At 57.0% G+C, this 4,241-nt stretch carries 3 protein-coding genes and 1 pseudogene; 2 read left to right on the plus strand and 2 right to left on the minus strand.

Annotation, left to right across the window (positions count from 1 at the left end; translation table 11 throughout):
- Together AWB81_RS40770 and AWB81_RS40775 are read right to left on the minus strand one after the other, a co-directional pair.
- On the minus strand, window positions 1-164 hold a 164-nt coding region (locus AWB81_RS40770), incomplete at its 3' end, for an oligosaccharide flippase family protein (protein ID WP_159939023.1).
- A 73-nt stretch (window positions 165-237) separates the two neighbouring features.
- Window positions 238-1,191 (minus strand): sugar-transfer associated ATP-grasp domain-containing protein, encoded by a 954-nt coding sequence (locus AWB81_RS40775; RefSeq protein WP_087135565.1) that lies wholly within the window; start codon window positions 1,189-1,191, stop codon window positions 238-240.
- 1,283 nt (window positions 1,192-2,474) lie between these two features.
- Here AWB81_RS40775 and AWB81_RS40780 point away from each other — a divergent pair.
- Both AWB81_RS40780 and AWB81_RS40785 read left to right on the plus strand, forming a co-directional pair.
- Window positions 2,475-3,777 (plus strand): annotated as a pseudogene (locus tag AWB81_RS40780) (NRAMP family divalent metal transporter).
- 338 nt (window positions 3,778-4,115) lie between these two features.
- Window positions 4,116-4,241, plus strand: a 126-nt coding sequence (locus AWB81_RS40785; protein ID WP_144444343.1) for a helix-turn-helix domain-containing protein, incomplete at its 3' end; no start/stop codon positions are given.

Consider the following 4,241-nt stretch of genomic DNA (forward strand, 5'->3'; position numbering starts at 1 on the left):
ACCAGCGTGATGAAATAAGTGGTGAAAGCCAGCGCGAATGAAAGACGTCCGTATTCGTTCGGACCGAGCACGCGCGCAAGCCAGGGCAGTGTCAGAAGCGGCGCCAGGTAAGTGGACACCTGCAACGTCATCAGAATCGTGAAGTTCCTCTTGAAAGAAGCCATTAGGCGGTTTGTCCCCAGGCACCTGATGATGCCGTGTGTGAAGTATCGTCCTGCAGTCAACAAGTCAGGTGACTCAGCTGCCTATTGCGCTCAGCTTGAGTTTCTCCCATTTGAGGTCCGAGAAGCAAGGACCTTGCGTGGCTTCGCTTAATTTGACGTCGTTGTGTTCCGCGTTCCACTCCATCACCATGACTTTCTCGTCGACATCGACAGTCACATCCCAACCCACGCAACGCGCATAGGGCATCTTTGCATGAAGCTCGATCACCTTGCGCACGCAGTCCGCGAACGCCGGCAGCGTTACGCCCTCGAATCTCGTCTTGGAATCGGGATGCGCATCGACACCGATCCAGTCGCTCAAATATCCTTCGCGAAACAGCTGGCCGCTCGCGAGATCGACAGGCACGCAGATTTCGCTGTCTGGGCGGACAAAGGCGTCGGCGGCCCGGCCGAGGCGAAGGTAGCAGGCGCGCAGCGAAATGTCGCCCGCATCGTCGACGACGGTGGTGAGACGTACCGTGGCGACTGCCTTAGACTCAAACTGGCCAAACAGCTTGTGTTGAACGATGAACCGTTGCAGTACGCCATTTCCGAGCTGCCTGATGCGCTTCACGTCGAAATTGGCGCGATCCATGAAGAAGACGCCCCGGCCCTGCGAAGATTGGTCAAGTTTGAAGACGATCGTCTCCGTTTTGGCGAACACCCACTCAGAAACCTTCGAGTCGGGAATGGCGACGTGATCGGCAGAGAAGAAAATGCCGTTCACGTAGTAGCCAAGATCCGGAAACACCTCATCGTGAAAGAGCAGCCCTGACAGCGGCTTCAACTGAGCTATCTTGCCATACATGCCCTTCATTTTTGGAACCACGACCCAGCCGTAATAATTGTCCGGAATCCAGCCTTCTTTGAAGGTCCGGTTAAAAGCCGTGTACACGCGAAGCCAAGGCGCATAGCACATGTCTCCGAAGACATCGCAGGCGTAGGCGTCCGCTAATCGCAGATGAGCAGGATCGGTCTTTCCGTGCATCTCCTCGAGATTGCAAAGAACCCTGCGCGCTTCCGCGCCATGCTTCCAGTCAAATCTTCGGCGTGAGAGGTTTTCCCACGAATGCTTAACTAGGCGCTTTACTTGCACAACGGTTACCCACCTCTAAAGAAAAGAAGCACCCTCGACGCTGATCCACAGGCGGCCTTCTGGTGCTGCCGAAAGGGCGCCACGGCCGCGACGCGTCGGAAAGACGGCATACGACGACCAGTGCGACGCTAGCGCCGCCATCTCAAAATCGATCCTGTGTCTCAAATCCGGAACCCCCGGGTAATGGGGGAGGTTCGAGATCGATTTCTGCCATTCCGTAGGACAGCGCAAGCGTTGTGCCTCTAGCGGGGCATGGGAAGTGACTCAAAACGCCGCTCACACGCTGAACGCCGTCTGGAGCGCGGATGAGGGGAATATCGCAGCGTACATCCGTTGATCTCGCGTGACGATGGGCCTCAAGGTGAAGCCTTTGTAGGTAACCTCGGTGAATTGCATAGCCTTCCTTTAGATCCAGCCTGGCTGGTACACTGCCGCCACGCTAAGTTCAATTGTTATGCAATATTCGCTACTTAACACCTAGGGTCATCATCCAGCAGACGTATTGGACAAGGTCAGCAGCACGGGCAGTCGTGGCGCGTCGCTGTATCAGACAAGGCTCAGCGTTACCTCGAGATTGTTGAACAGGACGTCGTCGGCCAGGCCGGAGCATCACACAGTTGCTCTTAGTCGTCACGAGCGCAACACCGCATAGGGCGTAGCGGTCTTTGCCCGGCATTCCGATGTTTAATAGGATTACGTCGAACCGCCGAGACGCCAGGCACTGCCGCGCCGGGGCAGTCTTCAGCGCGATCAAATTGCCTGATTGGTTCAGCAGCCGATCGAACTGCGGGAAAAACATACCACACTGCCGCATGACGTAGCACGTGGACGTACTCGGCGAGATCGTCGCCTTCAAGATAGCAGGCCCTATGAACCGCACTTAAGCGTTTCTTAATATTGGAGCAGTAGAGTATCGGATGCGTCATCGAGCGTTGTCGCCCGGTGGTACGCATCTGACACCGTCTCGCCGGACGTCGACGAGAAAGTCGCCGTAGTCCGCTTCGGTCAAGATTCGGCCATTAACGTTGATCTCTGTCATCGGTGCGCAGGTCGTGTGTCTCGTTCTCTTTCAACGGCGAGCCTCCGCCGGGTTGAGGAGATGGTTTGAATGGTCGTTGCTGCCTCCGCTGGCGGACGCACTCACAACGCGTATCGCTTCAGGAGCAGAGAGCAAGATGCCTTTCGACATCAACCCATCGGAGATACCAGATACAGAGGTTGAGTCCTGGGTACAGAAATTGGGTCCCGGTCTGATCACGGGCGCGGCCGACGACGATCCGAGCGGAATTGCGACGTATTCACAAGCCGGCGCACAGTTCGCGCCTAAACATGCTCTGGACGATTGTCATCACCTATCCGCTGATGGTGGCGATCCAGGTCATCAGCGCGAGGCTTGGACGAGTAAGCGGGCACGGCCTCGCGACCAACATTCGACGTCATTACCCGGCGTGGTTGCTGTACGGGGCGGTACTGCTGCTTCTCGTCGCAAACACGATCAACATTGCGGCCGACCTGACCGCAATGGGAGCTGCGGTGAATCTTGTCATGGGCGGTCCTACTTCATATCTACACCGTCGCGCTTGGCCTGTTATCCGTGCTGCTGCAGGTTTTCGTGCCCTACCGCAGCTATGTTCACGTTCTCAAATGGCTTACGCTCGCCCTATTTGCCTACGTGGCGACTGTCTTTTTCGTCCCCATCCCATGGGAAACCGTGGCGATTCGCACTGTCCTGCCGCATCTTTCCTGGAAGAGTGACTACATCACTACCGTGGTCGCTATCCTCGGTACGAGCATTAGTCCCTACCTGTTCTTCTGGCAGGCCTCGCAGGAAGTCGAGGAGATGCGCGCAGAGACCGGACAGCGAGCGCTCAAGGATGCGCCGGGCCAAGGTCCTGCGAGCATACGACGGATTCGGACGGACACTTGGGTTGGCATGGGATTCTCGAACCTACTTGCCTTCTTTATCATCCTCGCAACCGCGGCAACCCTCAACGCGCATGGCGTAACCAACGTCGAAACCTCGTCCCAGGCGGCACTCGCGTTGAAACCGATCGCCGGTAAGTTCGCGTTTCTGCTCTTTAGCGCCGGCATTGTGGGCACCGGCTTACTTGCCCTTCCGGTGCTCGCTGGGTCCGCTGCCTATGCGATGGCCGGAACATTCAGATGGAGAAACAGCCTCGCCCTGAAACTACAGCTCGCCAAACGGTTCTACGGAATCATCGTTCTGTCCACGACCGTCGGGTTGGCAATTGGATTCACTCCCATCGATCCGATTAAAGCGCTGTATTGGAGCGCCGTGATCAACGGTGTGGTTTCCGTACCGATCATGGTTCTGATCATGTTCATGGCTGTCAACCCGAAGATCATGGGTAAGTTCATCCGTTCATCCTCTCTGTGAGGTTGCGCGCGGCCGGCTGGCTCGCGACGACAGTGATGGGAGTCGCAGTCGTTGCCATGTTCTGGTTCATGAGTAACTGAAGGCGCCCCCTATCGGCGGCGGGGCGCTCGGCTGTCGCCGTCCGGTCCATTGGGAAAGCGGTCCGTGATGGACCGTCAAGGGCGTCACTCGTGCTCATCGCAACGAGTGTGTTTTAAGACTCGAACCGGCCAAGTGTGGCGTCAATTCACCACGCAGCGTGTGGGAACTGTCGTCGCGCATCTCGGCCGATGCGATCGTTACTAGCGTTTCCTGCTCTGGTGCGACGTTGCGATCGACACGCGACTCGCCGTGTTCGGGTTCTCGCTTTGTATGCTGCTCGTATCGAAGGACGGCCTCAAAAGCGAGGTGCAACACTTGTCTCGTATAAGGTGTTGCAATGCCCGACAAAACTACTTCGTACCAGCAGCTGCAACCTGAAGAACGCCTCGCCATCGCAAGCCTACGACTGCAGGATGTGAGCATTCGGGCCATGGCCCGAATGCTCGGGCGCTCTCCGTCCACC

Source organism: Caballeronia arationis (assembly GCF_001544975.2).
Classification (GTDB): Bacteria; Pseudomonadota; Gammaproteobacteria; order Burkholderiales; family Burkholderiaceae; genus Caballeronia; species Caballeronia arationis.